Consider the following 24,201-nt stretch of genomic DNA (forward strand, 5'->3'; position numbering starts at 1 on the left):
TCAGTCCTTCACCAGTGCCGCAGCGGAGGTGCCGCCAGCGGATAAGAGAGAGTCGGGAACCAGAGCGAGACGTGCCTGGGCGCGGTCCGCCTCGAAGCGGCGACTGTCGCGGACGATCCGGCACTTGGTCTCGTAGTCGGAGACGATAGTGGCGCCGAAGCGCTCCGGCGCCTGCGGGTCCTTGCGCGGCCGCTCGACGGCGATGACGCGGGTGCCGAGCAGGAACGCCTCGGGCAGATCGTGGGTGACCATGACGATGGTCATGGCGTTCTCTTCCCACAGCTCGCTGACCAGCTCGTGCATCTGCTTGCGGGTGCCGGGGTCGAGCGCGCCGAACGGCTCGTCGAGCAGCAGCACCTTCGGCTTCATGATCAGCGCCTGCGCGAGGGCGAGGCGCTGCTGCATGCCGCCGGATAGCTGGGCGGGATATTTCTCCGCGTGCTCGGCGAGGCCGACGCGGGTGAGCAGCGCCATGGCGCGCTCCTCCACCGCCCGGCGGCGGGCGCCGAACAGCCGGCCGAGCAGCGGCGACGCCGCCCATTGCGGACCCATCATGACGTTGCCCAGCACGGTACGGTGCGGGAACACCGAGTAGCGCTGGAACACCACGCCGCGATCGGCGGTCGGCTCGGGGGCGATCGGCTCGCCATCGATCAGGATGCGCCCGCGCGTCGGGGCCTCCTGCGAGAGCAGCATGCGCAGGAAGGTGGTCTTGCCGGCACCGGAGGGGCCGATCACGGCGAGGAATTCGTGGTCGTCCAGCGTCAGGTTGATGCGCTCGAGCACGATATGCTCGCCATATTCCTTCCAGACGTCGTCGAAGATGATCTGGGTCATTCAGGCCGCCTTGATCCGGTCCCAGGGATAGGCGACGGCGGCGATCTTGCGCAGCGCGTAGTCCATCAGGAAAGCGAGCAGCGTGATCCAGGCGACATAGGGCAGGATCACGTCCATCGCGAGATAGCGACGCACCAGGAAGATGCGGTAGCCGAGCCCGCCCTCGGCGGTGATCGCCTCGGCGGCGATGACGAACAGCCAGGCGGCGCCGAGCGAGAGGCGCACCGAGTCGAGCAGGCGCGGCATCACCTGCGGCAGGATCACCCCGGTGATCATCTGCCAGGTGGAGGCGCCGAGCGTCTGCGCCTTGACGATCTGCTCGGTCGGCAGCGAGGCCACGCGCAGCATCACGTCGCGGGTGATGAAGGGCGCGATGCCGAACACGATCAGCACGATCTTCGACTGTTCGCCGAGCCCGAACAGGATGAACAGGATCGGCAGCACGGCGAGCGGCGGGATCAGCGAGAAGGCGGCGAAGAACGGCTCGAAGGTGGCGCGCAGATAGGGCACGAAGCCGACGAGGATGCCGAGCACCAGCCCGATCAGCGCGGAGATGCCGAGGCCGAGGAACAGCCGCTGCAGGCTCAGCCAGGTATCCCACCAGAGCAGGTACTGCTTGGTGGCGATGTCGATGGTGGTGCCGAGCCGCATCATGCTGGCATAGAAGGACGAGAAGCCGGGCATCAGCTTGTCGGCCGGGTCGATGGCGAGCCGGGCGCTGGAGCCGAGGAAATAGACGCCCACCAGCAGCACGAACGGCAATATGGCGAGGATCACCTTCGCGCCAGGGCTCGGCGCATAATTGATGATGCGGCGCATGGATCAGCCTTCCGTTGCGAGACGGTGAGCGAAGTCGGAATGGGGGAGGAAACCGGGCCGGCGGGCCGGCCCGGTGTCACGCGGCTCAGAGCTTGCCGTCGGCGGCGAGCTTGGTGAAGGTCGGGTTGATCCGCATCTTGATGTTGGCCTTGTCGCCGAGCACCGTGCCGTCGGCGACCTCGATGCCGATCGAGTCGACGCTGGTGGCGCCCTGGCCGAACAGGCCCTGCGAGAAGCAGAACTGGCGGATGCTGTCCCAGATCTTGGCGTTGTCGGCGGAGGTCAGGAAGGCGAGCGCCTCGGCCGGGGTGTAGAAGAAATGGGTGGTGTCGAGCTGGCTCTGCAGGCCGCCGGCGTCGGTGCCCATGGCGCTGGTCATCACCGCGCGCATCTCGTCGCCGTTGGCGCCGCCGGCCTTGAGCACGCCGAGCGCCTCATACCAGGCGCCAAGCACCGCCTTGGCGAAGTCGGGATTGTCCTTCAGCACCTCGGTCTTGCCGACGAACACGTCCATGATCTCGCCGGGGATCTTGGAGCTGTCGAACAGCAGCGTCGAGCCCGGCACCTTCAGCATGTCCTCGGTCAGCGGCTTCCACGACACCGCGTGCTTCAGGTCCGGCTGCGAGACATAGGCGGCGGAGATCTCGCTGTCGGAGATGTTCACCGTCTTGGTGGCGGTCGGGTCTGTGACGCCGGCCTGCTGGAGGCCGCGATTCAGCAGGTAATGCGAGACGCTGTACTGCAGCAGGTAGACGTCCTGGCCGGCCAGTTCCTTGATGTCCTTGGCGGTCTTGGACATCACGATGTCGTTGCCGTTCGAATAGTCGGTGATCAGGAACACCGAGGTATCGACGCCGCCGGCGGCGGGCATGGTCAGGCCGTCCATCGAGGCGACGCCGACCGCGTCGATCTCGCCGGCGATGAACTGGTTGACCGAGCCGACATAGTCGTTGGCCTGGATCAGCTCGACATCGATGCCGTACTTGTCGGCCCACTTCTTCATGATGCCGGACGACTTCATGTAGGCCAGCGGCATGAAGCCGATATAGACCGTGTAGGCGACCTTGAAACTCTTCTTGGGGGCGGCATGCGCCGGGCTGTCGGCGCTGGCGAGGACGACGGCGGCGAGGCCGGCGGCAAGCGCGGCGGCTCTCAGGAAACGCTTCATAGGGCGGGGCTCCGGGTCGCGGGGGACGTCGCTGGGATACCTCGCTATTAAGCGTTGACTTAATACGGCATGCAAGCCTAACAAATGAGCACGCATAGCATGCAGGCAAGGCAGAAAATGCCGTGCTTTTCCGATCGGGATTTCTACGGAGGAAGCCTCATGACCGCAAAAGCGGCACGCCGGCGCCTGCCACCGGCCGAGCGCCGGGTGATGATCCTCGACGAGGCGCTGCGCCTGTTCGCCGAGCGGCATTACTCGATCGTCACGGTCCGCGACATCGCGCAGGTGTGCGACATGAATGTCGGGCTGCTCTACCACTATTTCGACAGCAAGGACGATCTGGTGCGCCGGGCGCTGGAGCACGCCATCCAGCAGCTGACGCTCGGCTACGAGGCGCGCCGCACCGATCAGCCCGATCCGCTGGCCGAGATCCTCGCCTGGCTGGAGACCCATATCGAGATCGCCCCGACGCTGGTCCGCATGGTGAAGCTGATGGCGGATTATGCGAGTTCCGGCATGCAGGACGAGGTGCTGGACGCGCTGATCGCCGGCTTCTACCGCAGCGAGAAGGAACTGCTGGAAGACGCCCTGCAGCGCGGCATCGCGGCCGGGCTGTTCCGGCCGCACGACATCTCCCGCACCGCGCGCCGTATCGGCCTGATGCTCGACGGCATCTTCTTCGCCTCGACCAGCCGCGGCGACAACCGCGTCTCGCAGGACATACGCGACCTCGCCGATGTGGTGCCGGGCTGGATCGGCGCAACCGCCGCCGCCCCACAGGCGTCCTGAAGGGCCGGCCGAACGCCGACAGGTGTCGCCCTGCTCGGCGGCGCGTGCCCGTCTTGCCTCCGGCGAGCCAGGGACAGGCACAGCGAGACGTGAGGAATGCGCAGCAAAGCGCGCCCGGACGCGCCACCTTCGAGGCCCGGCCGACGCCGCGCCTCAGAGCGGGCACCTTGGCGCGGGCAGCCAAGAGAGTGCCCCAGAGTCGGCCTCGCCATTCCGCCTACCGAAAGCGAGGCGATCCGGCTACGACGGAGATGTCGTCGGTGCGCAGCGGCGCGGTGAGACGCGACGCCATCGGCAGGCGTCGAACCCCTCCCACCCCAGCCTCGCCCCGAAGGAGAGACGCGGATTGAGAGGCTTCGACAATAGCGGACCGGACTCTGGACGACGTCCCGGCCGGTCGAGCCGGCCCTCGGGGGCCCGGCTCCGATGCCGCAGCGGCATCGGCAGGTGTTGCCCCCTCCCACCTCAGCCCTCGCCCCGAGGGAGAGAGACGGATTGAGAGGCTTCGACAGTAGCGGACCGGACGCGGGATGACGTCCCGGCCGGTCGAGCCGGCCCTCGGGGGCCCGGCTCCGATGCCACGGCATCTTGGAAGCGGCGGCCGATTGCGGCATGGTCGGACGGCCCCGCCCTGCCCGCCACCGAAGCCCTCCCCCGCCATGTCCCCTCCCGCCACGTCCCACGTCGCCGCCCGCCCCTATGACTGGCCGCATGGCCGCGATCTCGCGCCGGCGACCACGGCGCTGATCATCATCGACATGCAGCGCGATTTCTGCGCCCCCGGCGGCTATGTCGACGCCATGGGCTACGATGTCGGCCCGGCGCAGGCGCTCATTCCCCGCATCGTGGCGCTGCGCGAGGCGGTGCGGGCGTTCGGCGGGCTGGTGATCTACACACGCGAGGGCCACCGGCCGGACCTCTCCGACCTGACGCCGCAGAAACGCTTCCGCTCGCGGCTCGCCGGGGCGGAAATCGGCAGCCCCGGCCCGCTGGGGCGCCTGCTGATCCGTGGCGAGCCCGGCTGGGACATCGTGCCGGAGCTCGCTGCCGCGCCGGGCGAGCCGGTGATCGACAAGCCGGGCTTCTCCGCCTTCTACGCCACCGACCTCGACCGCATCCTGGTGGCGCGCGGCGTCCGGCACCTCGTCATCTGCGGCGTGACGACGGATGTGTGCGTGCATTCGACGATCCGCGAGGCGGTGGATCGCGGCTACGAGCCGCTCCTGGTGGAGGATGGCTGCGCCGCCACCGTCGAGGCCAACCATCGGGCGGCAATCGACACCATCACGACCGAAGGCGGCATCTTCGGCACCGTGGCCGCCAGCGCGACGGTGATCGCCGCCCTGCGCGGCTGACCATTTGAAGACGAAACGGACGGACAGGAATGGAAGCGGTTTTCGACGGGCATAACGACGTGCTGCTGCGGCTGTGGGAGCACGCCCGGGCCGGCATCGACCCGGTGCGCGAATTCGGCGAGGGCACCGGCAAGGGCCATATCGACGCGCCCCGCGCCCGCAAAGGCGGGCTCGCCGGTGGCCTGTGCGCCATCTACATCCCGTCTGGCGAGCTGATCCTGAAGCAGCCCGACGCGAACGGCCATTATTCGACCCCACTGGCCGAACCGCTGGAGCGATCGTCCTCACTGGACACCGCACTGGACATGGCGGCGATCGCCTTCCGGCTCGACCAGGCCGGCCTGTGGAAGCTGTGCCGCTCCACCGCCGAGATCCGCGCGACCATGGCCGCCGGCACCTTCGCCGCCGTGCTGCACATGGAGGGCTGCGAGGCGATCGGGCCGGACCTCGCGGCTCTGGAGACCTTCTACGCCGCCGGCCTGCGCTCGCTCGGCCCGGTGTGGAGCCGCAACAACATCTTCGGCCACGGCGTGCCCTTCGCCTTCCCGATGAGCCCGGACACCGGGCCGGGCTTGACCGAGGCCGGCTTCGAGCTGGTCCGCGCCTGCAACCGCTTGGGAATCCTCATAGATCTCGCCCACATCACCGAAAAGGGCTTCTGGGACGTGGCGAAGACCACCGACCAGCCGTTGATCGCCAGCCATTCCAACGCTCACGCGCTAACCCCGGTGGCGCGCAACCTCACCGACCGCCAGCTCGACGCCATCCGCGAGAGCGAGGGGCTGGTCGGGCTCAACTACGCCACCACCATGCTGCGGCCGGACGGCATGGAGAACGCCGACACGCCGCTCTCGGCGATGGTCGCGCATATCCGCCATCTGGTGGAGCGGGTCGGCATCGACGGCGTGGCGCTGGGCTCGGATTATGACGGCGCCACCATCCCCGCCGCCATCGGCGACGCCGCCGGGCAGCAGGCGCTGGTGGAAGCGCTGGCCGCCGACGGGTTCACCTCCGACGAACTCGCCAAGCTGTGCCGGGAGAACTGGCTGCGGGTGCTCGCCCGCGCCTGGCACGAAGACGTCTGAGATTCGCGGGCTTAATCAGGGCGTTCGCCGGTGATCTCGCTGAGACGCCGGCTCATCTCCTCGCTGTAGCGGCGGATGGCGTGCGTCTCGCTGAGCACGCCGACCAGCTGCCGGCCGCGCGCATCCGCCACCACGGCGAGCACGTCCGCCTCGGCGTGGTCGAAGGCGTCCAGCGCCTCGCGAATGGTCATGCCGGGGAGCAGCGCCGTATCCGGCAGGCGCAGCAGGGCGCGCAGCGACGCCGGCGGCGCGACGCCCTCCTCCGCCGCGGCATAGAGTGCCGCCAGCGGCACCATGCCGGCATAGGCTCCGTCCGCTTCGGTGGCGACGACATAGGCGGTGGAGCCGGGCGGATAGGTGCGGCGCGCCGCCTCGAGCGTGGTGTCGGCAGCCAGCCGCGGCACCTCGATCCGCATCAGCTCGCCGACCTTGAGGTCGCGCAGCCAGCCGATGTCGTGGGCGCCGCGAATGCTTTCCCCACGTAAATGGAAGCGCCAGGTGGCGAAGGAGAAGCCGAACAGCCGGCGCGTCATCAGCGAGGAAACGCCCGACGCCGCCAGCACCGCCAGCGTCAGATGCAGGTCGCCGGTCATCTCCAGCGCCAGCAGCGTCATGGTCATCGGCCCGCCGACCACCGAGACCGCCAGCGCCGCCATGCCAATCAGCGCATAGAGCGCGTGATCGGCGGCGATGTCGGGCAGCACCGCCTCCAGCGCGCCGGCATAGACCCGTCCCGCCAGAACCCCCATCAGCAGCGAGGCGAAGAACAGGCCGCCGCGAAAGCCGGAGCCGATGGAGACCGAGGACGCCGCTACCTTGGCGAGCAGCAGCAGCGCCAGCGGCGCCAGCAATTCATCGCTGGCGATGTGCTGGTAGACCGCGCCATGGCCGGCGGAGAGCACGGCGGGGGTGGCGAGCGCCATCAGCCCGACCGCCAGCCCGCCCAGCGCCGGCCGCGCATAGACAGGCACCGGCGAACGGCGGAACCCCGCCTCGACCAGTGTCGCCCCGCGCATCACCGCGATGCCGACAAGGGCGCAGAGCGCGCCGAGCAGCAGCACCGCCGGCAGATCGGCGAACGCCGGCGCGGCAAGGTCCGGCAACGTCGGCACCGCCTCCGGCATCAGCAGCCGGCGCGTCAGGGCGGCGGTGAAGCTCGCCGTCATCATCGGCGCGAAGGCGGGGATGGCGTAGGTGCCGAGGATCAGCTCGAAGCCATAGAAGGCGCCCATCAGCGGCGCGTCGAAGGCGGCGCCGATCGCCGCCCCGGACGCGCAGCCGACCATCGTCCGGAGATCGACGCGTCGCAGATGCAGCGCCTGCCCCAGGCGGGAAGCGATGCCGCTGGAGGCCTGCGTGTAGCCGGCTTCCAAACCGACCGACGCGCCCACGCCGCTCGACGCCATGGTCTGGACGGCGACAACGAGGCTGTCCGTCAGCGACATGCGCCCGCCATGCAGCGCGTTGGCCTCGATGGGATCGACCGGCGCACCGGAAGAGAACCGCCGCGCCAGCAGGCTGGCGAGGCCGAAGGCGAGCCCGCCGAGCGTCGGCACCAGCACCAGCAGCAGCGGCGCAAGGCCGATGGTCGTGGAGAGATGGGCATCCGGCGCGATGCCGAACAGCACGACATGCAGCCACTGGGTGGCCTGGCCGAGGACGACCACCACGACCCCGGCCAGAACGCCGATCAGGCCGGCCAGCGCGACCACCACCAGCTCGCTGGTCCGCACCATGGAGCGCAGCCGGGCGGCGAGCGAGCGCGGTTGCGGAACAGGGTCGAGCGTCACGGGCCAGCCTTCGCGGATCGGGCGTTGCGCTCCCGTGTTTAGGCAGTGCCGGCGATGCCGGCAACCGCCAATCGGAACGTGGGAGGCAGGCGCGACGCCGCGGCCAAGGGTCAGGATTTGCCGGCTTTGCGATCCTCGATATCGGCCTCCGGCCGGTCGGTGCCCTCGGAGGTCTCCTGGTGCCAGGCGCCGGAGGCGTCCTGATAGAGGATCGGCCGGGTCTCGCCGCTCAGCGACTGGCGCGCCGCCGCGTCGCGGGCGGCCTTCAGCGCCCCCTCATGGGTGGCGTGGGTTTCGGAAAACACGTCGCCGAGCTTGTAGGCCCAGCCGCCGTCATGCTCGACGATCTCGTAGCGAATATGGCTCATCTGACATCCTCCCAGCCTTGGGAAATCGCCGGCGCAGCCGCCGGTTCCGCTCGAAGCGCTGCGCGCAGTCTAGCACCGCCGCGACGGCGGGACTTGCCCATTCCCATGATGGCTCCCGTGACGGCCGCGACACGCTCCACGCGCCGGCCGAACCCTTTCCGATGCGGAAAGCGGGTGGCGAGGGCCGGCGGAATGGGCTATCGAGCCTCGCCCGGGCCCATGCGGCCCCGTGCAGAGTGCGGAGTGCAGGCCATGCGTGCCGACCACGACGAGCCGACCGGCCCCGGCACCACCCCCGGCACTGCCCCCGGACTCCGGGCGACGCGCAAGGAGTGGATCGGCCTCGCCGTCATCGCCATCCCCTGCCTCGTCTATGCGATGGACCTGACGGTGCTGCACCTCGCGGTGCCGCAGCTCGCTTTGCATCTGTCGCCGAGCGCCACGCAGCTTCTGTGGATCATCGACATCTACGGCTTCATGGTCGCCGGAACGCTGATGCTGATGGGCACGCTCGGCGACCGCATCGGCCGCCGGCGCCTGCTGCTCATCGGCGCGGCCTGCTTCGCCGCGACCTCGGTGCTCGCGGCCTTCGCGCGCACCGCGGAGGAGCTGATCGCCGCCCGCGCCCTGCTCGGCATCGCCGGCGCGACGCTGGCGCCGTCCACCCTCTCGCTCATCCGCAACATGTTTCTCGACGAGCGCCAGCGCACGCTCGCCATCGGCGTGTGGATCGCCTGCTTCTCGGCGGGAGCGGCCATCGGGCCGCTGGTCGGCGGCGCGGTGCTGGCGCATTTCTGGTGGGGAGCGGTGTTCCTGCTCGCGGTGCCGGTGATGCTCGGCCTGCTTCTGATCGGACCGCTGCTGCTGCCGGAATATCGCGACGAGAAGGCCGGCCGGCTCGACATCGTCAGCGCCGTACAGTCGGTGGTCGCGGTGCTGGCGCTGATCTACGGCATGAAGCATGTCGCCGAGGCGGGACCGGACGGACAGGCGGCGGTAGCCGTCGCGCTCGGCCTCGTCGTCGGCGTCTTCTTCATCGCCCGCCAGAAGCGCCTCGCCGACCCGATGATCGACCTCGCGCTGCTGCGCCACCCGATGATCGGCCCGGCGCTCGGCGTCAACATCATGGCGATGTTCGGCGCCATGGGCATCTTCCTCGCGCTGTCGCAATATCTCCAGCTGGTGCTCGGCATGGGGCCGTTCGAGGCCGGGCTGTGGACCGCGCCGTCCGGGGTGTGCTTCGCCATCGGCTCGCTGGCGACGCCGCATATCGTGCGCCGGGTGCGGCCGGTCCGCCTGCTGGTCGTGTGCCTTGTCCTCTCCGCCGCCGGCTTCGCGCTGCTGAGCCAGATCGACCGCGCGCCGCTGCCGATCATGACCGCCTCGATCGTGATGTTCTGCCTCGGCCTGTCGCCGGTCGGCACGCTGACCACCGACCTGATGATGCGCTTCGCCCCGGCGGAGCGGGCCGGCGCCGCCTCGGCGATCTCCGAGATCAGCTTCGAGTTCGGCGGCGCGCTCGGCATCGCCGTGCTCGGCAGCGTCGTGGCGGCGACCTACCGGGTGGACATGGCGCGCCTTGCTTTGCCCGAGGTAGGCCCCGAGACGCTCGCGCTGGCCCGGCGGACGCTCGACGGCGCGGTGACGGCGGCGCGGCAACTCGGCGGGCCGGCGGGCGAGGCGCTGATGGACGCGGCACACGCCGCCTTCGCCCACGGCCTCGGCCTGGCGGCGCTGAGCTGCGCGCTCATCACCCTTGCCGCCGCCGTCGTCGCGCAACGGCTGCTGGGCGGCACGCGCTGATCGCCGCGACAAGGATCGCAGTTGCGGGGGAACCGGCGAGGTTTCATAGTCCGCGCAACGGATTCTCCGATCGATGACCGCAGCGCGTGGCCCGGCCGAGGCCGGGGCGGGCGGAGGGAGGCGAGACGTCCGTCCCTGCCGCCGCTCCAGCCCTTCCGGTACCTCCCTCCATGCCGCGCAAACCGTCCAACATCGTCTACGCCGCCGACGACAAGATGCCGCTCGGCACGCTGCTGGTCCTCGGCGTGCAGCATGCGACGCTCGCTTTGCTCTTCGTCGTCTATCCCCTGGTCGCTGCCACCGAGGCCGGCCTGTCGTTCACCGACACGCAGATCCTGATCACCAGCTGCATCATCTTCATGGGGGTGGCGACCATCCTCGAATGCCTGCCGCGCTCGAAATCCGGCGCCGGCATGCTGCTGGTGCAGATTCCCAACACCGCGCACCTGCCGCTGGCGGTGCAGGCGCTCTCGGCCGGCGGCACCGCGCTCTATGCCACGATGAGCCTGATCGCGGCGGTCTCGCAGTTCTCGCTGACCCGGTTCCAGAACGCGATGCGGGCGATGTTCCCGCCGGAGATCTGCGGCGTGGCGGTGACCATGCTCGGCGTCGCGCTCGCCGCGCCGGCGCTGCGCCGCATGTTCGGCCTCAGCGCCCATGAGGCGACGACGCTGCTCGACCTGCGCTACCCGCTGGTAAGCTTCACCGCGCTGTTGATCATCATCGTGCTGGCGATCTTCTCGCGCGGCGCGCTGCGGCTGTTCGCGGTGGCCATCGGCGCCGGCGTCGGCTGGGTGCTCGCCGCCTATGTCGGGGTCGCCCGGGCGCCGGCGGAGCCCGGCCTCGGCGCGCTCGCCTTCGTCGACCTGCCGCAGCTGGGCTGGCCCGGCCTCGCCTTTTCCTGGGCCATGGTGCCCGCCGCCGTACTGACCGGCATCATCTCCGCCGTCGATATGCTCGGCACGGTGGTCTCCATGCAGCGCATGGACGATTCCGACTGGCGCCGCGCCGACATGGGACAGGCGGCGCGCGCCATCCGTGCCAACACGCTGAGCGATGCCGGCGCCGCCGTCACGGGCGGCTTCGCCAGCGCCTCCTCCTCCGCGGCCATCGGCGTCGCCTTCGCCACCGGCGCCACCGCCTGGCGCATCGGCGTGGTCTCCGGAGTGCTGATCCTGCTCGCGGCCTTCTCGCCGAAGCTGATCGGCGCGCTGACGGTGATTCCCGATCCGGTCGTCGGCGCCATCCTAGTCTACAGCGCGGCGTTCCTGATCGTTGCCGGCATGGAGCTCATCCTGTCCCGGCGGCTGAGCGACCGGCGCATCTTCACCGTCGGCCTCGCGGTGATGGCCGGGCTCGCGGTGGCGATCCTGCCCGAGCTGGTCCATGCCGCGCCGACCTGGGCGCAGCCGATCCTGGAATCGCCGCTCTCGGTGTCGACGGCGGTCGCCGTCGCCCTCAACCTGTTCTTCCGCATCGGCATCCGCCAGGAGGCGGCGGTGACGGTGACCACCGAGGACAACCCGTTCACCCTCGCCACCGAGTTCCTGGAGCGGCAAGGCGACGTGTGGGGCGCGCGGCGCGACGTGGTCGCCGCCGCCATTCCGGTGGTCGCCGAGGCGGTGGAGATGCTGCTCGACACCGGCGTCGCCCCCGGCACGCTGGAGATGCGCGCCAAGTTCGACGAGATGAATTTCGACGTCGTGCTCGCGTATCAGGGCGAGGCGATCGAGATCCCCACCCTGCGCCCCTCGCCCGAGGACCTACTCGGCGACAGCGCGGCGGTGGCGCGCTTCGTCGGCTACATGCTGAGCAAGCGCGCCGACAAGCTGGTGATCGGCAAGGTCGGCGACCGCCAGACGCTCACCCTGCGCTTCGAGCATTGAGGCGGAGTACCTCCCACGCGCGCCGCTTGCCGGCGACCGCCGATCTCGGATAGTTCTGGTGCGGCCGGATGCGGTTTTGTCCCGCCGTGCCCGAACCCCTAGCCGGAGCCGTGTCTTCCATGCAGATCGACCGCTTTGTCGAAAAGGACGTCGTGATCACCGCGGTACGGGGGCGGCTCGACAGCTCGACCTCGCCGAAGCTCGACGAGTTCATGGCGGTGATCCCGGATGGCAGCAGCGTGCTGCTGCTCGATTTCGCCGAGCTCACCTATATCTCCTCGGCGGGGCTGCGCGTGGTGCTGAAGGCCGCCAAGCTGGCCAAGGGTTCCGGCGTCACGCTCGCCATTTGCGGGCTGATCCCGCCGGTGCACGAGGTGTTCGACGTCAGCGGCTTCTCGACCCTGATCCCGATTCATCCGAACCGCGACGCCGCACTGGCGACGCTGGGCTGAGCATTCGTTCCGAGGCGGCCGCGGAGAGTACATGATCATCGCGCAGCTCGATCTCCGCCTTGAGAATGACCTTGCGGAACTCGAGCCTCTGGTTCGGGCGCTCGACTTCTTCTGCGAGACGTCTGCGCTGCCGGAGAAGGTAGCACACCGCCTCACCATGGCGGTCGACGAGCTGATCAACAACGCCGTCGATTACGGCTATCCCGACCACCGGGCCGGCGAGATCACGGTCTCGCTCCGCCATCGCGGAACGCAGGTGGAGATCGAGCTCGCCGACGATGGCGACGCCTTCGACCCGTTCACCGCGCCGGCTCCGGATCTGACCAGCCCGATCGAGGATCGGCGCATCGGCGGCCTCGGCGTGCATCTCATCCGCACGCTGGCGGCGAGCTTCGCCTACCGCCGCGACGGCGACCGCAACGTGGTGACGCTCGCCTTCACCCTCGACATCTAGAACACCGCCCACAGCAGCCAGCGAGAGCCCCACCGTCAGGCCCGGTACGCCTGGGTCAGGCTGTTCACCAGCTGGCGCGCCAGCCAGACGATGCGCTCGAACAGGATGGTCATGCGGAACAGCGCGTCCTGCTGCATCGGCGTGAGCGCGTGCTGCTCGGACAGCCGATGGCGCAGCGCCTCCATCACCTGGTCCCGGTGCCCGAGCAGGCTGAGCACCATTTCAGGGTCGTCGGCGCCGAGGCTTTCGCCGTGCTCGGCCACCGCGCCGAGCAGCGCGTGCAGCGCCTCGATGAGCCGCCGCGCGGTCGGCAGCGCCTGCGCCGGCCCGGCCACCTCGGCGAACTCGCCCAGCGCCTCGTGCAGGGCGCTGACATTCATCGCCGCATCGTCGAGCAGTAGGGCCACCGAGACCTGACGCCGGCTCATCTGGCCGTCCAGAAGGGCGGCGAGATAGGCCTTGACGCTGCCGGCAAGAGCGACGCCCGCCACGCGCAACGTCGCCGGTGCTGGCGTTGTCGTGTCCGCCTCCTCGCGCACCTTGTCGAGCATCATCGGCAGCCGGTCGGCGAGGCGTGCCAGTTCGCGGACGGTCAGGTCGAGCGCGGCGGCGGGATCGGACAGCGATTCCCGCAGCAGGAAGGCCGGCTGCGCCAGTGTTTCGGCCGCGCTGGCCGGCAGCATGCGCTCCAGAAGCCGGCAGGTCGCGCCCTGCGCGAGCGCGGCGATGAAGGCGCCGCCGATCTGCGCCAAGAGGAAGATCACCGCGATCTGCGCCCGCGTGTCGCCATCGGCCGGCAACACGCCATCGAAGACGCCGGGAAAGACGGCGACGGCGACGCTCAGCGCCGCCAGCAGCAGCGAGCCGGCCCCCTTCTGCACCACCTGGATGGCGAAGATCGCCCGCCCGGCCATGGTCTCGCCCGGCACCATCAGCGCATTGTTGAGCATGCCGGCGGCATTGGCGCCGGCGACCAGCGGCAACGCCGAGCCGAGGTCGAGCAGCCCGCCGCCGACCGCGGCGACAGCAACCGCCGCCGCGACCGAGGAGGACTGCGCCGCTACGGAGAAGCCGAAGCCGATCAGCGCCAGCAGCAGCGGATGCTCGAGCGCGACGTCCCACCACGGGTTGTGCATCAGCTCGTCGCGGATCGGGCCGACCGCGATTGAGACCAGATGCATGCCGAACAGCAGTAGCCCCGCCCCCAGCGCCGCCTCCACCACATGGCGCATGCGGTCGCCACGGGCGAGCTTGAAATAGGTGATGAAGCCGCCGAGGCCGATCACCACCCCCGCCGCCGTCGAGGTGTCGATGGCGACGATCAGCGGCAGCAACGCGGTGCCGACATTCGCCCAGTTCGGCGCGCCCAGCGCCGGACCGGCCGGCAGCACGCCGCCGCGCACGAAGGACACGATGATCCACGACACCGCCGTCGAGCTCTGGGTGACGATGCCGGCAACGGTGCCGCTGAGCGCCACGCTCAGCGGCCCGCGCAGGGCGCGGGAAAACGCGGCACGGCCACGCCGGCCGACCAGCGGCACCAGATTGGCGGACAAGGAACGCACGCCGATGAAGAACAGGCCAAGGCCACTGAGCAGCAGCGCCAGGGTCGCCATACGCTCAGCGACCCCGCGGATATAAGAAAGGCATTCAGTTTCCCCGATGACGGACGGCAGGGCTAACGAAACGCCCACGCTTGCCGTCCTGTTCCAGCGGCACGTAGTGACAGTTTGATGACAGATGGTCCGTTTCGCGACAGCGGGTCATCCGGCCGGCGCCAGCAGCGCCCGGATCTTCTCCATCAGCCGCGGCAGTTCGACCGGCTTGGTGTCGAAATCGTCGCAGCCGGCCGCCAGCGCCGCCTGCCGGTCCTGCTCCATCGCGTGGGCGGTCAGGGCGATGACGGGAATCGCGGCCGTCTGGGGATCGGCCTTCACCCGCCGCGTCGCCTCCCAGCCGTCGAGCACCGGCAGGCTCATATCCATCAGGATGAGATCGGGCCGGCGCGATGTGGCGAGGTCCACCCCCTGCTGCCCGTCCACCGCCAGCAGCACCTCGAAGCCGTTGCGGGTGAGCCGTCGCGAGAGCATGTCGCGGTTCAACTCATTGTCCTCGACGAGGAGAATCGTCGCCATGCCCGTCAGCCTCCCGCTTCCGACGCGGCCTTGCCGGCGGCCACCTTGCCGGGCCCGGCCTTGCTGCGTCCGGCGATCGCCGCCAGCGCCGCGCCCAGAGTGCCGATCGGCTGAGCGCTCTTGTTAAGGATCAGCAGCGTGTTCTGCGCCAGATAGCTGCGCTCGCTCTCGGTGAGTTCCTTCGCCGTCAGCACCACGATCGGCATGTCCGCATAGGCGGGGTTGGCGCGGACCTCGCTGAGGAAGCCGAAACCGTCCATCACCGGCATCATCAGGTCGAGCAGCACCAGCGACGGCGTCGGATGGGCGCCGAGCCAGATCAGCGCCTCCCGCCCATTGCCCGCCTCGACGGCATGAAGCCCGCCATCCTCGATAGCAGCTCGCACCATCGCCCGCACATCCGGGTCGTCGTCGATCACCAGCACCTGCCCGGCGCCGTCGCCGGGGGTGAATTTGTGGATCAGGCTCAGCAGGCGCTGCCGGTCGACCGGCTTGGTCATGTATTCGGAGGCGCCCAGCGCATAGCCGAGGTTCCGGTCGTCGACGATGGTGAGCATGATCACCGGAATATGCGCCAGCTCCGGCTCGGACTTCATGATGCCGAGCACCGACCAGCCGTCAATCTTCGGCATCATGACGTCGAGCGTGACGATGTCCGGCGGGTCGTGCCGCATGATGTCGAGCGCGTCGGAGCCGTCGCGGGCATGGCGCACCACATAGCCTTCCTTGCCGAGCGTGGCCGCCAGCACCTCGTGCACCACCGGGTCGTCGTCGACCACCAGCACGGTGATGGCGCCGGCATCGGCCGGCACGAGGCCCTCGATCATCGGCAGCACCGGCTCGGGCGATGCGTCGGTTTCGGCCGGCAGTTCGATGACGAAGGCCGAGCCCTCCCCCGGAACGCTGCTGACGGCCATCGTGCCGCCGAGCATGGCGACGAAATGCTTGGTGATGGTCAGCCCCAGCCCGGTGCCGCCGAAATTGCGGGTAGTGGAAGAATCCGCTTGGGTGAAGGCCTGGAACAGCCGGCCGATCTGCTCCTCGGTCATGCCGATGCCGCTGTCGCGCACCTCGAAGCGCACCACGCCGATGCCGCCTGCCTCCTCGCGGCGCGAAACGGTGAGGCTCACCTGCCCGCCCTTGGTGAACTTGGCGGCGTTGGAAAGCAAATTGATCAGGCTCTGCTTGAGCTTGGTGACGTCGGTGCGCAGCGAGCCGAGATCGAGCGGGCAGTCGATGACGAAGCGGTTGCCGTTCTTCTCCATCAGCGGGCCGACGATGGTGCGCACCTCGTCCACCGTGCGGTTCAGGAACACCTGCTCCAGATAGACGTCCATGCGGCCGGCCTCGATCTTCGACAAATCGAGAATGTCGTTGATGAGGCCGAGCAGATGCTTGCCGGCCGCCTGGATCTTGTCGAGGTCGGCCACCATGGCGGTGTCGCCGGCGTCGGCGGCGTCCTCGCTGAGGATCTCGCTATAGCCGATGATGGCGTTGAGCGGCGTGCGCAGCTCGTGGCTCATATTGGCGAGGAAGGCGGACTTCACCTGGCTCGCCGATTCCGCCGCCTCCTTGGCCTCGCGCAGTTCCTGCTCGATCTGCACCCGGCTGGTGATATCGACGAAGGTGGCGATGATGGCCGGCGCGCCGCGGAAATCGAGGTCGCCATGCGCGACCATGGTCCAGACCGGCGTGCCGTCCGGCCGCGGCAGAATGAATTCGCGCCGCTCTGAGTCCGGGCCGCTCAGTATGTCCCACAATGCGCGCCCCTTGTCGGGGTCGGTCAGCACCTCCTCGACCCGCCGGCCGGTGAAGGTCGCGGCGGCGCGGCCGAGCAGCCGCTCCACCCCGCCGTTCACATGCAGCAGCGTGTGGCTGGCGCGGTCGACGATGATGAGGCCGACCGGCGCGGCGGCGTCGATGGCGCGCAGTTGCTCCTCGTCCTCTCGCAGCTTCATCTCGGCGAGCTTGCGATCGGTGATGTCGGTGTAGATGGCGATGAAGCCGCCGCCCGGCACCGGGTCGCGGCGCACCTCGAGGATGGTGCCGTCGGGGCGGGTACGCTCGAAGCGGTGCGAATGGTCGAGCTGGGCCACGCGCTTGGCCAGCACCGTCTCGATGTCGACGTCGTCGCCGAATTCGCCGCGCGCGCCGAGATAGCGGATGTAATCCTGGAAGGTGTGGGCGTTGTCGAAGAACTCGTCGGGCATGTCGAGATATTCGCGGAACAGCTGGTTCCAGGTCACCAGCCGGTAATTGGCGTCGTACATGGCGACGCCTTGCGACATGTTCTCCAGCGTCGCCCGCAGCAGCGTGGCCTCGCGCCCCAGCCCGCCGGCGTCGAAGGGACAGCTGTCGCCGTCCTGCTGATCCGCCTCGCCCATCTGCCCATTCCCCATGCATTTGCGCCACCGACCGCTGGAGCCGAGGGCGATTCCGGCCTAGATCACATCGAAGGTCAAAAGGATGGCCGCCATGTCGTCCGATTGCGGCTCGCCGGCCTCGAAGGCACGCACCGCCTCGACCATCGACCGCAAGCAGGCCTGCCCGCCCGAGCCCGCGGCCAGCAGCTCGCCGATCGGTGCCTCGCCATAGAGCGTCCCGGCCGGGTCCTGCGCCTCGGTGAACCCGTCGGTGACGATGAGCAGGCGGTCGCCCGGCGTCAGCTCGGCGCGGTCCGCCCGGTAGGCGAAGCCCTCGACGATACCCAGCGCCGGCCCGCCGCCGCCGCCGAGCCGTGCGACCGAGCCGTCGGTCCGCGCGAGATAGGGCGGCACATGGCCGGCCCGCACATAAGCGAGCACGCCGGTGGCGAGATCGACGCTGACCAGCGCGAAGGTGACGAACATGCAGCTGGCATTGCCGCGCGCCAGCGCCTCGTTGACCAGCCCGACCGCCCTCGCCGGATCGGCGAACAGCTCCGGCGCGTCCGGCCGCGCGGCGAGCGCGCGGAACAGAGCATGGGTGCGCGCCATCATCAGCGCCGCGCCGGCCCCCTTGTCGGAGACGTCGCCGAGCGCCAGCACGATCTGGTCGTCGCCGATGAAGAAATAATCGACGAGATCGCCGCCGACTTCCTTTGCCGGCTCCAGCAGTGCCGCGACGGCGATCTGCCGCCCCACCGCCTCCCCGGCGAAGGGCGGCGGCACCAGGGCCAGCTGGAGCGTACGCGCCTCGTTCAGCTCGGCCTGCTTGCGCTTGAGTTCGTCGCGGGTGCGATCGCGCAGCACCTTCTTCTCCAGCGTGGCGAGCACGCGGGCCCGCAGCAGCGTCGGGTTGAAGGGCTTGAAGATGAAGTCGTCGGCACCGAGCTCGATGCAGCGCACCACCGGGTCGAGCTCGTTGAGCGCGGAGACCACGATCACCGGCAGATCGTTCAGCCGGCCGTCGGCGCGTAGCGCCTCCAGCACGCCGAAGCCGTCGAGCTCCGGCATCATGATGTCGAGCAGCACGAGATCGTAGGGCGTCTTGGCGATGGCCGCCAGCGCCTCGTGGCCATTGGCGGCCTCGTCGATGCGGCTCAGGCCGAGCCGGCGCAGGCGACGGGCCAGCAGGTCGCGATTCTCAGCCACGTCGTCGACCACCAGAATGGCCGCATTCTGGTCCACCATGCCCGCGACACCACCGTACTGCGCTTGATAGGAAGGCGCCGAACGACGCCGGGCGGGACTATCCGCGCAATCGGCCGGCTTCGCAACGGCCTGAATGCGCCGGAACCCCCTCGCCCCCTCCGGCATTCACAGACGGAGAGCGGAGGGTTTCCATGCTGACGATCATCGTGCTGATCCTGATCCTGGTACTGCTGGGCGGTGGCTATGCCGGCCACCGGGCCTATGGGCTGCGTGGCCTCATCGGCGTGCTGGTGATCGTGCTGCTGGTGCTCGCCGTGCTCGGCTTCGTCAGCGACGAGATCGCCGTCGGGCCCGGCGTCGCGCCGATCATGCGGGAATAGACGGTCAGCGTGCCGTCCAGCCGCCATCGACCCGCAGGCTGTCGCCGGTGACGAAGCGGGCGCCGGGCGAGACGAGAAAGAGGATCGCCTCGGCGATGTCCTCCGGCACCGGCAGATCGTTCAGCGGCACCATGTCGTAGACGAAGCGCTTGAACTCGGGGTCCTCGAACATGCCCTGCGTCATCGGCGTCACCACGAAGGTCGGGGCCACCGCGACGACGCGGATGCCGCGCGGCGCCAACTCCACCGCCATCGCCTTGGTGAGCCCCTCCACCGCATGCTTGGTCATGCAGTAGACGGTGCGCTTGGGCGAACCCACATGGCCCATCTGCGAGGACATGTTGACGATGACGCCGCCGGCTCCCATCGCCCGCGCCGCCGCCCGCGCGACGCGGTAGACCGAGCGGATGTTGAGGTCGATCATCCAGTCGAGCGTCTCGTCGTCGACATCGACCATCATTTTCGGGCGGTTGCCGCCGGCATTGTTCACGAGGATGTCGAGATCGGTCATCGCCTGGAGGCAGGCGAGGAACGCCTCGTCGCGCACATCGGCGGCGAGCGGCTCGATGCGCCCCTCGCCTTCCGCCGCCAGCGTGTCGAGATCCGCCTGCGTGCGGGCGACCGCGATCACCTTCGCGCCCGCCTGCGCCAGGGCCAGCGCCGTCGCCCGGCCGATGCCGCGACCGGCGCCGGTGACCAGTGCCGTCTTTCCGTCCAGCCTCGCGGCGTCCAGCCTCGCCATCGCTCAGCGCTCCTCGATGTCCGGCACGAGGCCGGCCGCCTCGATGCCGGCGATGGCACAGAGCTCGTCGATGTCGGACGTGTCGCCGCTGATACCGACCGCGCCGATGATCGGTCCGCCGGGTCGCTCGCGCACCAGCACGCCGCCGGGCACCGGCACCACCCGGCCATCGGTGGCGGCGGCGAGCGCGGTGAAGAAGCCGCCCATCTTCGCCGCCCGCGCCGCCAGCCCGCGCGAGGAGATGCCCATGCCGAGCGCACCCCACGCCTTGCCATAGGCGATCTCGAAGCGGGCGATGCCGCTGCCGTCCTCGCGGCGCACCAGCTTCACATGGCCGCCGGCGTCGAGCACCACCACGGTGAGCGGCTGGGCGCTGCGCGTGCGGGCGTCCTCCAGCGCCACGCGGCCGATGATGTCGGCCCGGTCGAGGGTGAGCTCGCCCATCTCAGTCCCCCTTGCTGCCGTCTTTGCCGCGTGCGCCGGTCATGCCCTTGAGCACCGCGAACAGCGAGGCGGTGTCCTCCTTACCGCGCCCTTCCGCCAGCGCGGCGAAATAGAAGGGCAGGCTCGCCGCCATCAGCGGTGTCGGGCTGCGCATCTCGCGGGCGAAGTCCATGATGAGCTGCAGGTCCTTGATGTAGATATCCATCTTCATCGTGGCCGGCTCGTAGCGCTCCTCGATCATCATCGGCGCCCGTACGTCGAACATGCGCGAGCCGCCCGCACCCGGCCGGATCGCGTCATAGACGAGGTTGAGGTCGAGCCCGGCGCGCTCGGCGAGCAGCAGCGCCTCGGCGGTCGAGAGGTTGTGGATCGTCACCAGGAGATTGGCGATGTATTTCAGCTTCATGCCGGTGCCGAACGCACCGCAATAGCGGACGTCGCGGGCAAAGCCGGCGAAGGCCGCCTCCACCTTGCGGAACGCCGCCTCCTCGCCGCTGGCATAGATGGAGAGGTCGCGCTTCGCCGCCTGCGCGCCGGTGCCGCTGACCGGGCAGTCGAGCACATCGGCACCCTCTGCCTCCAGCGCGGCGCGGCAGGCCTCCTTGGCGTCGATGGGCAGCGTGCCCATCTCGCACACCACCGCACCGGGGCGCAGCGCCTCGGCGATCTCCTTCGTCACCGCCTCCAGCGCCTTCACCGAGGGCAGCGCCAGCAGCAGGATGTCGGCCGCCTCGGCCACCTCGCGCGCCGAGCCGACCGGCGTGCCGCCCTGCCCTGCCAGCGTCGCCATGGCCTCGTCGGCGACATCGGTGCCGACGACGCCGAACCCGGCGTCCAGCAGGTTCTTCGCATAGGCCGAACCCATGATGCCGAGACCGATGATGCCGACGGTCCCCTTGGTCTCACTCGTCACGCGCGTCACTCCGCCGCTTGCCTGGAAATGTCGAGAAACTCCGCCACCCGCGCATTGAAGCCGGCGACGTCCTCCATATTGGCGATATGCGCCACGCCGGGCAGGCTCACATGGGTCGCGCCGGGTGTCGCCGCGGCCATGGCGCGCATCGCCTCCGCCGGCGCCGCGCCGTCCTCGGCGCCGCCGATGTAGAGCGTCTCGGACGTCAGGCGCGGCAGATGGCGCAGATAGTCGAGCCGCTTCAGCGCCTCGGCGCAGCCGATATAGCCGACCGGCGAGGTCGCCAGCACCATGCGGGCGGCGCGGTCCACCACTTCCGGCCGGTCCTGTCGCGTCGGCGCGGTGAACCAGCGCTCCATGGTGCCGGCGAGGATCGCGCCCATGCCGCCCGCCTCGACCGCCGCGATGCGCTGGTCCCAGCCGGCGACGAAGGGAGGCGGGGCATCGGCCCGCGCATCGGCGCAGATCAGCCGGTTCACCCGCTCGGGGTGGGCGAGACCAACGCCGAGCGCTGTCATGCCACCCATGGAGAGGCCGAGCACATCGGCCTGCCGCACGTCGAAATGGTCCATCACCGCGATGAAATCCGCCACCAGCATGTCGAAGCTGTAGGGCCCGGCCGGCGCGCTGCTGCGCCCATGCCCGCGCGTGTCGTAGCGCAGCACGCGGTAGCTGCGGGTGAGGAAGGGGATCTGGTCGTCCCACATGGTGAGATCGGCGGCCAGCGAGTTCGACAGCACGATCCAGGGCAGGTGCACGGCGCCGTCCACGCGCACGGCGAGTTGCGCCTCGCCCGAGACGACGCGGTCCGTGATGCCGGCGTTCGTGATGGCAGTGTTGGTGCTGCCCGTCCCCTCGACTTGGTTCATGGGGTGTCTCCTCTCCATTGTCTTTGCGGGGCGTTTGCCGCCTCCGGCCCGTCGCGACGCTAAAGGCGCCCCGCGCGGGCGGCGAAACCATATGTTCTGATCCGCGCGATCACGATTGCTGATCGCCGCCCGACGTTGGCGTTCGCCCGGCGGGATATGCGCCTCCCCCACTTTCTTGCCGCTCCGGACGATTGACAAACCCGGCGCGCCGATCTGATATTTATCAGACGATAAACAAATCGGATGCGGTTGCAAGCCCTGTCATCGCTACGCGGACAGCCGCACCCCGACCCGGCGGACGCCAACCGCCCGGCTGCGCAAAAATCGAAAAAAGTGAGGAAACCCATGGATATCGACGTCGGACTCGCCGCCATCGAAGAAGCCTCGCGCAAGCTCTCCAACTGGGGACGCTGGGGCAAGGACGACCACAGCGGCACGCTCAACCATGTCACGCCGCAGGACATCGTCGAGGCCGCCGGACTCATCAAGACCGGTCGGGTGTTCTCGCTCGGCATCCCGCTCGACCGCGAGGGACCGCAGAACGGCCTGTTCGGCGGGCGCTTCAACCCGATCCACCAGATGCTCGCCACCGGCACCGACGCCATCACCGGCCAGCAGGACTGGAACAAGATCCGCTATGCCGACGACACGCTGAACCTCTGCGTGCAGGGCGCCACCCACTGGGACGCGCTCGGCCACATCTTCTACGAGGACAAGGCCTATAACGGCCACGATCCGCGCCACATCAACGCGCGCGGGCTCAACGTGCTCGGCATCGAGCATTCCAAGTCGAAGATGAACGGGCGCGGCGTGCTGCTCGACATCGCCCGCTTTCGCGACGTCGACTGGCTCAAGGACGGCGAGAGCATCTCCAATGACGAGCTCGACGCCTGCGCCAAGAAGCAGGGCGTGGAGATCCGCCGCGCCGATTTCGTCATCGTCCGCACCGGCCAGATGGAACGCTGCCTCGCCGAGGGCGAATGGGGTGGCTATGCCGGCGGCGACGCGCCGGGCGTGAAGTTCGAGAACTGCTACTGGTGCCACGAGAAGGAGGTCGCGGCGATCTGCTCCGACACCTGGGGCGTCGAGGTGCGGCCGAACGAGACCACCGAGGCCAACCAGCCCTGGCACTGGGTGGTGATCCCCGCCATGGGCCTGTGCATGGGCGAGATCTTCTACCTGAAGGAGCTCGCCGAGGACTGCGCGAAGGACGGCGTGTACGAGTTCTTCTTCTGCGGCCCGCCGCTGATCATCACCGGCGGCACCGGCTCGCCGATCAACCCGCAGGCGATCAAGTAGCGCCCGTCACCGGACGACATCGCCGGGCGGCGCGGGAATGCGCCGTCCCTCGCCGCTCTCATCATCGGAGCCGACCATGGCTGCCGCCCGCAAGGTCATCGTCACCTGCGCCTGCACCGGCGCGATCCACACCCCCTCCATGTCGCCGCATCTGCCGGTGACGCCGGACGAGATCATCGCCGACGCGCTCGGCGCCGCCGAGGCCGGCGCGGCGATCCTGCATCTGCACGCCCGCAACCCGGAGACCGGCAAGCCGGACCAGACGCCCGAGGCGTTCGGCCGCTTCCTGCCGCAGCTCAAGCAGCAGACCAACGCCGCCATCAACATCACCACCGGCGGCAGCCCCTATATGAAGGTCGAGGAGCGCGTGCTGCCGGCGGCGCAATTCAAGCCGGAAGTCGCCTCGCTCAATATGGGCTCGATCAATTTCGGCCTCTACCACCTGCTCGACCGCTACAAGGACTTCAAGTTCGAGTGGGAGCGCCAGCATCTGGAAGCCACCCGCGACCTCGTTTTCCGCAACTCCTTCAAGGACATCGAGTACATACTCGCGACCTGCTACGGCAACGGCACCCGCTTCGAGTTCGAGTGCTATGACATCGCGCATCTCTACAATCTCAAGCATTTCCTCGACCGTGGCCTCGTCAAGCCGCCTCTGTTCGTGCAGTCGGTGTTCGGCATTCTCGGCGGCATCGGCACGCATCCCGAGGACATCATCCACATGAAGCGCACTGCCGACCGGCTGTTCGGCGACAAGTATCGCTGGTCGGTGCTCGGCGCCGGCGCCTCGCAGCTGCGCGTCGCCGCCATGGCCGCCTCGATGGGGGCGAATGTCCGCGTCGGGCTGGAGGATTCGCTGTGGCTCGGGCCGGGCGAACTCGCCACGTCCAGCGGCGCGCAGGTTCGCAAGGCGCGGCAGATCCTCGAAGGCATGGGCCTGGAGCTTGCCACACCCGATGAGGCGCGTGCCATGCTGGAGCTGAAGGGCGCCGACCAGGTCGCCTTCTGACACGCCGTCTTCTGATCGAATGGATCCGCGAA

General features: G+C 69.2%; 23 protein-coding genes. 10 read left to right on the forward strand and 13 right to left on the reverse strand.

Annotated elements, in window-relative coordinates:
- The 3 genes from LGR54_RS08925 to LGR54_RS08935 form a co-directional block, all read right to left on the reverse strand.
- Window positions 1–837, reverse strand: a complete 837-nt coding sequence (locus LGR54_RS08925; protein ID WP_230361622.1) for an ABC transporter ATP-binding protein — start codon at window positions 835–837, stop codon at window positions 1–3.
- A complete protein-coding gene (locus tag LGR54_RS08930; protein WP_230361623.1) occupies window positions 838–1,656 on the reverse strand; it encodes an ABC transporter permease in 819 nt (272 codons plus the stop codon).
- An 85-nt stretch (window positions 1,657–1,741) separates the two neighbouring features.
- Window positions 1,742–2,824 (reverse strand): putative urea ABC transporter substrate-binding protein, encoded by a 1,083-nt coding sequence (locus LGR54_RS08935; protein WP_230361624.1) that lies wholly within the window; start codon window positions 2,822–2,824, stop codon window positions 1,742–1,744.
- Window positions 2,825–2,983: 159 nt separating this feature from the next.
- On the opposite strand from LGR54_RS08935, the gene LGR54_RS08940 reads away from it, so the two are divergent.
- From LGR54_RS08940 to LGR54_RS08950, 3 genes are all read left to right on the forward strand, one after another.
- Entirely contained in the window at window positions 2,984–3,613 is a 630-nt protein-coding gene (locus tag LGR54_RS08940; RefSeq protein WP_230361625.1) for a TetR/AcrR family transcriptional regulator, read from the forward strand.
- Between the two features lie 659 nt (window positions 3,614–4,272).
- Window positions 4,273–4,968: a cysteine hydrolase family protein gene (locus LGR54_RS08945; protein WP_230361626.1), complete on the forward strand. Its 696-nt coding sequence runs from the start codon at window positions 4,273–4,275 to the stop codon at window positions 4,966–4,968.
- Window positions 4,969–4,997: 29 nt separating this feature from the next.
- On the forward strand, window positions 4,998–6,053 hold the full coding sequence (locus tag LGR54_RS08950; RefSeq protein WP_230361627.1) for a dipeptidase: 1,056 nt from the start codon (window positions 4,998–5,000) through the stop codon (window positions 6,051–6,053).
- Between the two features lie 11 nt (window positions 6,054–6,064).
- Here LGR54_RS08950 and LGR54_RS08955 read toward each other — a convergent pair whose 3' ends face one another.
- Both LGR54_RS08955 and LGR54_RS08960 read right to left on the reverse strand, forming a co-directional pair.
- Complete coding sequence (locus LGR54_RS08955; RefSeq protein ID WP_230361628.1) at window positions 6,065–7,843, reverse strand: chloride channel protein; 1,779 nt, start codon at window positions 7,841–7,843, stop codon at window positions 6,065–6,067.
- Window positions 7,844–7,953: 110 nt separating this feature from the next.
- Window positions 7,954–8,211 carry a DUF2188 domain-containing protein gene (locus LGR54_RS08960; RefSeq protein WP_230361629.1) on the reverse strand — a complete coding sequence of 86 codons (258 nt, stop codon included), beginning with the start codon at window positions 8,209–8,211 and terminating at the stop codon, window positions 7,954–7,956.
- 252 nt (window positions 8,212–8,463) lie between these two features.
- On the opposite strand from LGR54_RS08960, the gene LGR54_RS08965 reads away from it, so the two are divergent.
- From LGR54_RS08965 to LGR54_RS08980, 4 genes are all read left to right on the forward strand, one after another.
- Entirely contained in the window at window positions 8,464–10,014 is a 1,551-nt protein-coding gene (locus LGR54_RS08965) for an MFS transporter (RefSeq protein WP_230361630.1), read from the forward strand.
- Window positions 10,015–10,184: 170 nt separating this feature from the next.
- A complete protein-coding gene (locus LGR54_RS08970) occupies window positions 10,185–11,900 on the forward strand; it encodes a solute carrier family 23 protein (RefSeq protein WP_230361631.1) in 1,716 nt (571 codons plus the stop codon).
- A gap of 119 nt (window positions 11,901–12,019) precedes the next feature.
- Complete coding sequence (locus LGR54_RS08975; protein WP_230361632.1) at window positions 12,020–12,352, forward strand: STAS domain-containing protein; 333 nt, start codon at window positions 12,020–12,022, stop codon at window positions 12,350–12,352.
- 31 nt (window positions 12,353–12,383) lie between these two features.
- Window positions 12,384–12,806, forward strand: a complete 423-nt coding sequence (locus LGR54_RS08980) for an ATP-binding protein (RefSeq protein ID WP_230361633.1) — start codon at window positions 12,384–12,386, stop codon at window positions 12,804–12,806.
- 35 nt (window positions 12,807–12,841) lie between these two features.
- Here the strand turns inward: LGR54_RS08980 and LGR54_RS08985 are convergent, their stop codons facing one another.
- The 4 genes from LGR54_RS08985 to LGR54_RS09000 all read right to left on the reverse strand — a co-directional run bounded on the left by LGR54_RS08985 (window position 12,842) and on the right by LGR54_RS09000 (window position 18,552).
- Complete coding sequence (locus LGR54_RS08985; RefSeq protein ID WP_230361634.1) at window positions 12,842–14,422, reverse strand: Na+/Picotransporter; 1,581 nt, start codon at window positions 14,420–14,422, stop codon at window positions 12,842–12,844.
- Window positions 14,423–14,569: 147 nt separating this feature from the next.
- The gene (locus LGR54_RS08990; RefSeq protein WP_230361635.1) at window positions 14,570–14,941 is read right to left on the reverse strand and encodes a response regulator; all 372 of its coding nucleotides are present in this window, start codon (window positions 14,939–14,941) and stop codon (window positions 14,570–14,572) included.
- 5 nt (window positions 14,942–14,946) lie between these two features.
- Window positions 14,947–17,325: a response regulator gene (locus LGR54_RS08995; protein ID WP_230361636.1), complete on the reverse strand. Its 2,379-nt coding sequence runs from the start codon at window positions 17,323–17,325 to the stop codon at window positions 14,947–14,949.
- A gap of 57 nt (window positions 17,326–17,382) precedes the next feature.
- Window positions 17,383–18,552: a PP2C family protein-serine/threonine phosphatase gene (locus LGR54_RS09000; protein ID WP_230361637.1), complete on the reverse strand. Its 1,170-nt coding sequence runs from the start codon at window positions 18,550–18,552 to the stop codon at window positions 17,383–17,385.
- A gap of 152 nt (window positions 18,553–18,704) precedes the next feature.
- On the opposite strand from LGR54_RS09000, the gene LGR54_RS09005 reads away from it, so the two are divergent.
- A complete protein-coding gene (locus tag LGR54_RS09005; protein ID WP_230361638.1) occupies window positions 18,705–18,893 on the forward strand; it encodes a hypothetical protein in 189 nt (62 codons plus the stop codon).
- Window positions 18,894–18,897: 4 nt separating this feature from the next.
- Here the strand turns inward: LGR54_RS09005 and LGR54_RS09010 are convergent, their stop codons facing one another.
- Genes LGR54_RS09010 through LGR54_RS09025 form a run of 4 tightly spaced genes read right to left on the reverse strand, consistent with a single transcriptional unit; the run spans window position 18,898 to window position 21,861 of the window.
- Window positions 18,898–19,635, reverse strand: coding sequence for an SDR family NAD(P)-dependent oxidoreductase (locus LGR54_RS09010; RefSeq protein WP_230361639.1), 738 nt, complete (start codon window positions 19,633–19,635; stop codon window positions 18,898–18,900).
- A gap of 3 nt (window positions 19,636–19,638) precedes the next feature.
- Entirely contained in the window at window positions 19,639–20,079 is a 441-nt protein-coding gene (locus tag LGR54_RS09015) for a heme-binding protein (protein WP_230361640.1), read from the reverse strand.
- Window position 20,080: 1 nt separating this feature from the next.
- Window positions 20,081–20,992, reverse strand: a complete 912-nt coding sequence (locus LGR54_RS26010) for an NAD(P)-dependent oxidoreductase (RefSeq protein WP_230361641.1) — start codon at window positions 20,990–20,992, stop codon at window positions 20,081–20,083.
- Window positions 20,993–20,997: 5 nt separating this feature from the next.
- Complete coding sequence (locus tag LGR54_RS09025) at window positions 20,998–21,861, reverse strand: alpha/beta fold hydrolase (RefSeq protein ID WP_230361642.1); 864 nt, start codon at window positions 21,859–21,861, stop codon at window positions 20,998–21,000.
- Window positions 21,862–22,206: 345 nt separating this feature from the next.
- Here LGR54_RS09025 and LGR54_RS09030 point away from each other — a divergent pair, with 345 nt between their 5' ends.
- Both LGR54_RS09030 and LGR54_RS09035 read left to right on the forward strand, forming a co-directional pair.
- A complete protein-coding gene (locus LGR54_RS09030; protein ID WP_230361643.1) occupies window positions 22,207–23,160 on the forward strand; it encodes a cyclase family protein in 954 nt (317 codons plus the stop codon).
- Window positions 23,161–23,236: 76 nt separating this feature from the next.
- Window positions 23,237–24,169: a 3-keto-5-aminohexanoate cleavage protein gene (locus tag LGR54_RS09035; protein WP_230361644.1), complete on the forward strand. Its 933-nt coding sequence runs from the start codon at window positions 23,237–23,239 to the stop codon at window positions 24,167–24,169.
- The last annotated feature ends 32 nt before the right edge of the window (window positions 24,170–24,201 follow it).

Source organism: Ancylobacter sp. Lp-2 (assembly GCF_020523795.1).
Taxonomy (GTDB): domain Bacteria; phylum Pseudomonadota; class Alphaproteobacteria; order Rhizobiales; family Xanthobacteraceae; genus Ancylobacter.

What these genes read in the sequence shown, in the direction of transcription:
- LGR54_RS08925 (WP_230361622.1), bottom strand. Translation starts at nt 837, where the DNA reads ATGACCCAGATCATCTTCGACGACGTCTGGAAGGAATATGGCGAGCAT.
- LGR54_RS08930 (WP_230361623.1), bottom strand. Translation starts at nt 1,656, where the DNA reads ATGCGCCGCATCATCAATTATGCGCCGAGCCCTGGCGCGAAGGTGATC.
- LGR54_RS08935 (WP_230361624.1), bottom strand. Translation starts at nt 2,824, where the DNA reads ATGAAGCGTTTCCTGAGAGCCGCCGCGCTTGCCGCCGGCCTCGCCGCC.
- LGR54_RS08940 (WP_230361625.1), top strand. Translation starts at nt 2,984, where the DNA reads ATGACCGCAAAAGCGGCACGCCGGCGCCTGCCACCGGCCGAGCGCCGG.
- LGR54_RS08945 (WP_230361626.1), top strand. Translation starts at nt 4,273, where the DNA reads ATGTCCCCTCCCGCCACGTCCCACGTCGCCGCCCGCCCCTATGACTGG.
- LGR54_RS08950 (WP_230361627.1), top strand. Translation starts at nt 4,998, where the DNA reads ATGGAAGCGGTTTTCGACGGGCATAACGACGTGCTGCTGCGGCTGTGG.
- LGR54_RS08960 (WP_230361629.1), bottom strand. Translation starts at nt 8,211, where the DNA reads ATGAGCCATATTCGCTACGAGATCGTCGAGCATGACGGCGGCTGGGCC.
- LGR54_RS08965 (WP_230361630.1), top strand. Translation starts at nt 8,464, where the DNA reads ATGCGTGCCGACCACGACGAGCCGACCGGCCCCGGCACCACCCCCGGC.
- LGR54_RS08970 (WP_230361631.1), top strand. Translation starts at nt 10,185, where the DNA reads ATGCCGCGCAAACCGTCCAACATCGTCTACGCCGCCGACGACAAGATG.
- LGR54_RS08975 (WP_230361632.1), top strand. Translation starts at nt 12,020, where the DNA reads ATGCAGATCGACCGCTTTGTCGAAAAGGACGTCGTGATCACCGCGGTA.
- LGR54_RS08980 (WP_230361633.1), top strand. Translation starts at nt 12,384, where the DNA reads ATGATCATCGCGCAGCTCGATCTCCGCCTTGAGAATGACCTTGCGGAA.
- LGR54_RS08985 (WP_230361634.1), bottom strand. Translation starts at nt 14,422, where the DNA reads ATGGCGACCCTGGCGCTGCTGCTCAGTGGCCTTGGCCTGTTCTTCATC.
- LGR54_RS08990 (WP_230361635.1), bottom strand. Translation starts at nt 14,941, where the DNA reads ATGGCGACGATTCTCCTCGTCGAGGACAATGAGTTGAACCGCGACATG.
- LGR54_RS08995 (WP_230361636.1), bottom strand. Translation starts at nt 17,325, where the DNA reads ATGGGCGAGGCGGATCAGCAGGACGGCGACAGCTGTCCCTTCGACGCC.
- LGR54_RS09000 (WP_230361637.1), bottom strand. Translation starts at nt 18,552, where the DNA reads ATGGTGGACCAGAATGCGGCCATTCTGGTGGTCGACGACGTGGCTGAG.
- LGR54_RS09005 (WP_230361638.1), top strand. Translation starts at nt 18,705, where the DNA reads ATGCTGACGATCATCGTGCTGATCCTGATCCTGGTACTGCTGGGCGGT.
- LGR54_RS09010 (WP_230361639.1), bottom strand. Translation starts at nt 19,635, where the DNA reads ATGGCGAGGCTGGACGCCGCGAGGCTGGACGGAAAGACGGCACTGGTC.
- LGR54_RS09015 (WP_230361640.1), bottom strand. Translation starts at nt 20,079, where the DNA reads ATGGGCGAGCTCACCCTCGACCGGGCCGACATCATCGGCCGCGTGGCG.
- LGR54_RS09025 (WP_230361642.1), bottom strand. Translation starts at nt 21,861, where the DNA reads ATGAACCAAGTCGAGGGGACGGGCAGCACCAACACTGCCATCACGAAC.
- LGR54_RS09030 (WP_230361643.1), top strand. Translation starts at nt 22,207, where the DNA reads ATGGATATCGACGTCGGACTCGCCGCCATCGAAGAAGCCTCGCGCAAG.
- LGR54_RS09035 (WP_230361644.1), top strand. Translation starts at nt 23,237, where the DNA reads ATGGCTGCCGCCCGCAAGGTCATCGTCACCTGCGCCTGCACCGGCGCG.